Below are 3,691 nucleotides of genomic sequence, written 5' to 3' on the forward strand. Positions count from 1 at the left end.
AGGTTTACGTCGTGCAGACGCCCGGGCCCGTTCGGGATAGTGACAACGACCTCGTGCTGTGCGTGCACGGGATGGCGGGCGCGGCGACCAACTGGACCGACTTCATGGCCGAGCTCGCGCCTGAGTTCGCATGCCAGGCGATCGACCTGCCGGGGTCGGGCCACTCGCCGGCGCCGAAGGAGCGCCGCGGGTACTCGGTCCCCGCCCTGGCCAGGACCGTGGCCGCCCTCATCGAGCAGGACAACGGCGGCCCCGTCCACCTGGTCGGCAACTCGATGGGCGGCGCGGTGGCGGTCAGGCTGGCCGCGACCCGCCCGGACCTCGTCCGGACGCTAACGCTGATCTCGCCGGCGCTGCCCGACCCGCTCTTGCGCCCGACCGTCACGCAGTTGGAGTTTCCGCTGCTCGCGGTGCCGAAGCTGGGCGAGGCGCTGATCCGGCACGGCAACCCCTCACCCGAGCAGCGGGTGGCCGGCGTCATCGCCGCCTGCTTCTACGATCCCCGGTCCGTCCATCCGGACCGGTTCGCCGCCGAGGTCGCCGAGGTGCGGCGCAGGGACGAGCTGGGCTACGCCGGAGCCGTCCTGATCGGCGCCGCGCGGGCGATCGTGACCGAGTACCTGCGTCCCGGGCCGGCCGCGCTGTGGCGGCTGGCCGGGCGGGTCCAGGTTCCCGTGCTCGCCATCTACGGCAGGGACGACCAGCTGGTGAACGTGCGGATGGCCAGCCGGGCCGCGCGCGCGTTCAGGGACGTCCGCGTGATCGTGCTGCCGCGGACCGGGCACGTGGCGCAGCTGGAGCATCCGGCGCTCGTCGCGGCGCGCTTCCGTGAGATCGTGGAGCGCGCACGAGCGCTCGAACGGGGCCGGGGAATGCCGGGTGCCGCGCCCCGGTTGACGCCTAACGAAGTCCACTCAACCTGACTGGAGTTTGCACAGTGTCGCTGCCACCGCTGGTAGAACCGGCCGCGGAACTGTCGGTCGACGAGGTCCGGCGCTACTCGCGCCACCTGATCATCCCCGACGTCGGCATGACCGGGCAAAAGCGCCTGAAGAACGCGAAGGTGCTTGTCGTTGGCGCTGGCGGCCTCGGCTCGCCGGCGCTGCTCTATCTCGCCGCGGCCGGCGTAGGGACGCTCGGCATCGTGGACTTTGACGCGGTCGACGAGTCGAACCTGCAGCGGCAGATCATCCACGGCGTCTCTGACGTAGGCAAGCCGAAGGCGCAGTCGGCGAAGGAATCGATCGCGGAGATCAACCCGTACGTGACGGTGGTCCTGCACACCGAGCGGCTTGACTCCTCCAACGTGATGGAGATCTTCGGCGGCTATGACCTGATCGTGGACGGAACGGACAACTTCGCGACCCGCTACCTGGTCAACGACGCCTGCGTGCTGCTGCACAAGCCTTACGTGTGGGGCTCGATCTACCGGTTCGACGGTCAGGCGAGCGTGTTCTGGGCCGACTACGGGCCGTGCTACCGCTGCCTGTACCCCGAGCCACCGCCGCCCGGCATGGTCCCGTCCTGCGCCGAGGGCGGCGTGCTCGGCGTGCTGTGCGCGTCGGTCGGCTCGATCCAGGTGAACGAGGCGATCAAGCTGATCACCGGGATCGGCGACCCGCTGGCCGGACGGCTGATGATCTACGACGCGCTGGAGATGTCGTACCGCACGGTCCGGGTCAACAAGGACCCCGAGTGCGCCGTCTGCGGCAAGAACCCGACGGTCACCGCGCTGATCGACTACGACGCGTTCTGCGGCGCGGTCTCCGATGAGGCGGCGGAAGCGGCCGCCGGCTCGACGATCACCGCGACGGACCTGGCGGGCATGCTCGACCGGGGCGAGGCCATCTTCCTGATCGACGTGCGCGAGCCGAACGAGTACGAGATCGTCTCGATCCCCGGCGCGACGCTGATCCCCAAGGGCCAGTTCCTGTCGGGTGCGGCGCTTGAGAAGCTGCCGCAGGACAGGCGCATCGTCCTGCACTGCAAGAGCGGGGCGCGCAGCGCCGAGTGCCTGGCGATCGTGAAGAACGCGGGCTTCTCAGACGCGGTGCACGTGGGCGGCGGCGTCCTGGCCTGGGTCAGCCAGGTGGACCCGAGCCTCCCGTCGTACTGAGCCGGCTCCTGCACGCTATCCCTGCGCGCGACGAGGAACATCGGCACCGCGGCGAAGATCCGGTTGGTGCGGGCGCGCTCGGCCTGCTCGGCGAGCCAGCTCTGCTCGCCGGTGATCCGGTGCAGCAGCCTGCGGGCGACGCGCGGCGACGGGAACGAGTCCGCCTTCGCGTGGACCAGCCGGCGGGTGGTCTCCGGCCGGCCAGCGCTGCCTGGCCACCGCGATCATCTCGGGGTCGAGGTCGACGCCGATCGCGCGGGCTCCGTGCTCGGCCAGCTCAGCGACCGCGCGGCCACCGCCGCAGCCTGCGTCGACCACGGTTCGGCCGGCGACGTCGCCGGGCAACTCGTAGGAACGCGCGCGCAGCCGAACGGCCACGGGCTGCGTGTCGCCGGCATCGAGGGCAGACAGCAGGCTGGACATGCCAGCAATCGTCTGACTTAATGCCGACATGAAGTCAAGCCCCGCCTGCGACCCGGCCGCCCGCAAGGACGTGCTGCGCCGCAACCACCGCGCGCTGCAGGCCAGGATGGCGGCGCCGCGGTCCGCGCTCGATCTCCTCGAGACCGGGCTGAACTGTCCGCACGAGGACATCGTGACCTGCCCGAACTACCGGGCCGGCCTCGCGGAGCTTGTGGACGTCAAGGACCCGGCCGCTGAACGTACGTTCGATCCCCGGAGGGTGCCGTGAAGGGTGACCGCGTCGAGATCGTGGTCGATACCGGCGACGGGACCCGGGCCTATGAGGTGGCCGCGACCCGCGCCGGGCGCCGGGTGGAGGTGCGCACAGGCCGCGGTGTCGTCGAGGTGAGCGAGGTCACCAGGAACGGGACGGCGGTGCGGACCGCGCGGTTCATGGCGAGCCGGGTGGTCGCCTTGGTCGAGCACCCGGCGGACACGAGCCCAGGCGATCCCCGCGGGCCGTCCCCCCGGGGCTGACGCTGCACTACCATGCGCGGGTGGACCTTCTCGAGCCGGTGGTGCAGCCCTACGCGTGGGGGTCGCGCACCGTGATCGCCGAACTCCAGGGCCGGCCGGCCCCCACGGTCCGGCCAGAGGCCGAGCTGTGGATCGGCGCGCACCCGTCCGCGCCGTCGGTGGTCGACCGGGCGGGCCACCGCACCACGCTGGACGCCGTGATCGCCGCCGACCCCGGCCGCGAGCTCGGCGCGGAGTGCGCCAGGCGGTTCGGCGGGCAGCTGCCGTTCCTGCTCAAGGTGCTGGCGCCGGAGAAAGCGCTGTCCATCCAGGTGCACCCCTCGCGGGAACAGGCCGAGACCGGCTTCCGCGCGGAAAACGAACGCGGCCTGCCGCCCGGCGACAAGGCGCGCAACTACGTCGACGACTGGCCGAAGCCGGAGATTCTCTGCGCGCTCACCCGGTTCGAGGTGCTGGCGGGCATGCGGCCGGCGGCGGACGCCGCGGCGCTCCTTCGCGCGCTCGCGGTGCCAGACCTCGAGCCGCTCGCGGCGGACCTGGCCGCGACCGACGGCCCGCAGGCGCTCACCGGGGCGCTCACCCGTGTCCTGACCTGGCCCGCGGCGGAGCGCCAGCCGCTGATCGGCGCGGTGACCG

The 3,691-nt window shown here is 71.9% G+C and carries 6 protein-coding genes; 5 read left to right on the top strand and 1 reads right to left on the bottom strand.

The window, feature by feature from the left end:
* Positions 1-923 (top strand): alpha/beta fold hydrolase (locus tag Q1N79_RS24600; RefSeq protein ID WP_300612880.1); only part of this gene is annotated, 923 nt, incomplete at its 5' end.
* Between the two features lie 14 nt (positions 924-937).
* Complete coding sequence (gene moeZ, locus Q1N79_RS24605) at positions 938-2,116, top strand: adenylyltransferase/sulfurtransferase MoeZ (RefSeq protein ID WP_300612882.1); 1,179 nt, start codon at positions 938-940, stop codon at positions 2,114-2,116.
* Positions 2,117-2,131: 15 nt separating this feature from the next.
* On the opposite strand, the gene Q1N79_RS30865 is transcribed toward moeZ, so the two are convergent.
* On the bottom strand, positions 2,132-2,569 hold the full coding sequence (locus Q1N79_RS30865) for a class I SAM-dependent methyltransferase (RefSeq protein ID WP_367185139.1): 438 nt from the start codon (positions 2,567-2,569) through the stop codon (positions 2,132-2,134).
* On the opposite strand from Q1N79_RS30865, the gene Q1N79_RS24615 reads away from it, so the two are divergent.
* The 3 genes from Q1N79_RS24615 to manA form a co-directional block, all read left to right on the top strand.
* A complete protein-coding gene (locus Q1N79_RS24615) occupies positions 2,568-2,807 on the top strand; it encodes a hypothetical protein (RefSeq protein WP_300612886.1) in 240 nt (79 codons plus the stop codon). The two genes, Q1N79_RS30865 and Q1N79_RS24615, sit on opposite strands and share 2 nt — an antisense overlap.
* Positions 2,804-3,055 (top strand): hypothetical protein, encoded by a 252-nt coding sequence (locus tag Q1N79_RS24620; RefSeq protein WP_300612888.1) that lies wholly within the window; start codon positions 2,804-2,806, stop codon positions 3,053-3,055. Before Q1N79_RS24615 ends, Q1N79_RS24620 begins: the two co-directional genes overlap by 4 nt.
* A gap of 20 nt (positions 3,056-3,075) precedes the next feature.
* On the top strand, positions 3,076-3,691 hold a 616-nt coding region (gene manA, locus Q1N79_RS24625; RefSeq protein WP_300612890.1), incomplete at its 3' end, for a mannose-6-phosphate isomerase, class I.

The sequence above is a fragment of the Trebonia sp. genome, from assembly GCF_030042015.1.
GTDB lineage: Bacteria > Actinomycetota > Actinomycetes > Streptosporangiales > Streptosporangiaceae > Trebonia.

What these genes read in the sequence shown, in the direction of transcription:
- Q1N79_RS24615 (WP_300612886.1), top strand. Translation starts at nt 2,568, where the DNA reads ATGAAGTCAAGCCCCGCCTGCGACCCGGCCGCCCGCAAGGACGTGCTG.
- Q1N79_RS30865 (WP_367185139.1), bottom strand. Translation starts at nt 2,569, where the DNA reads ATGTCGGCATTAAGTCAGACGATTGCTGGCATGTCCAGCCTGCTGTCT.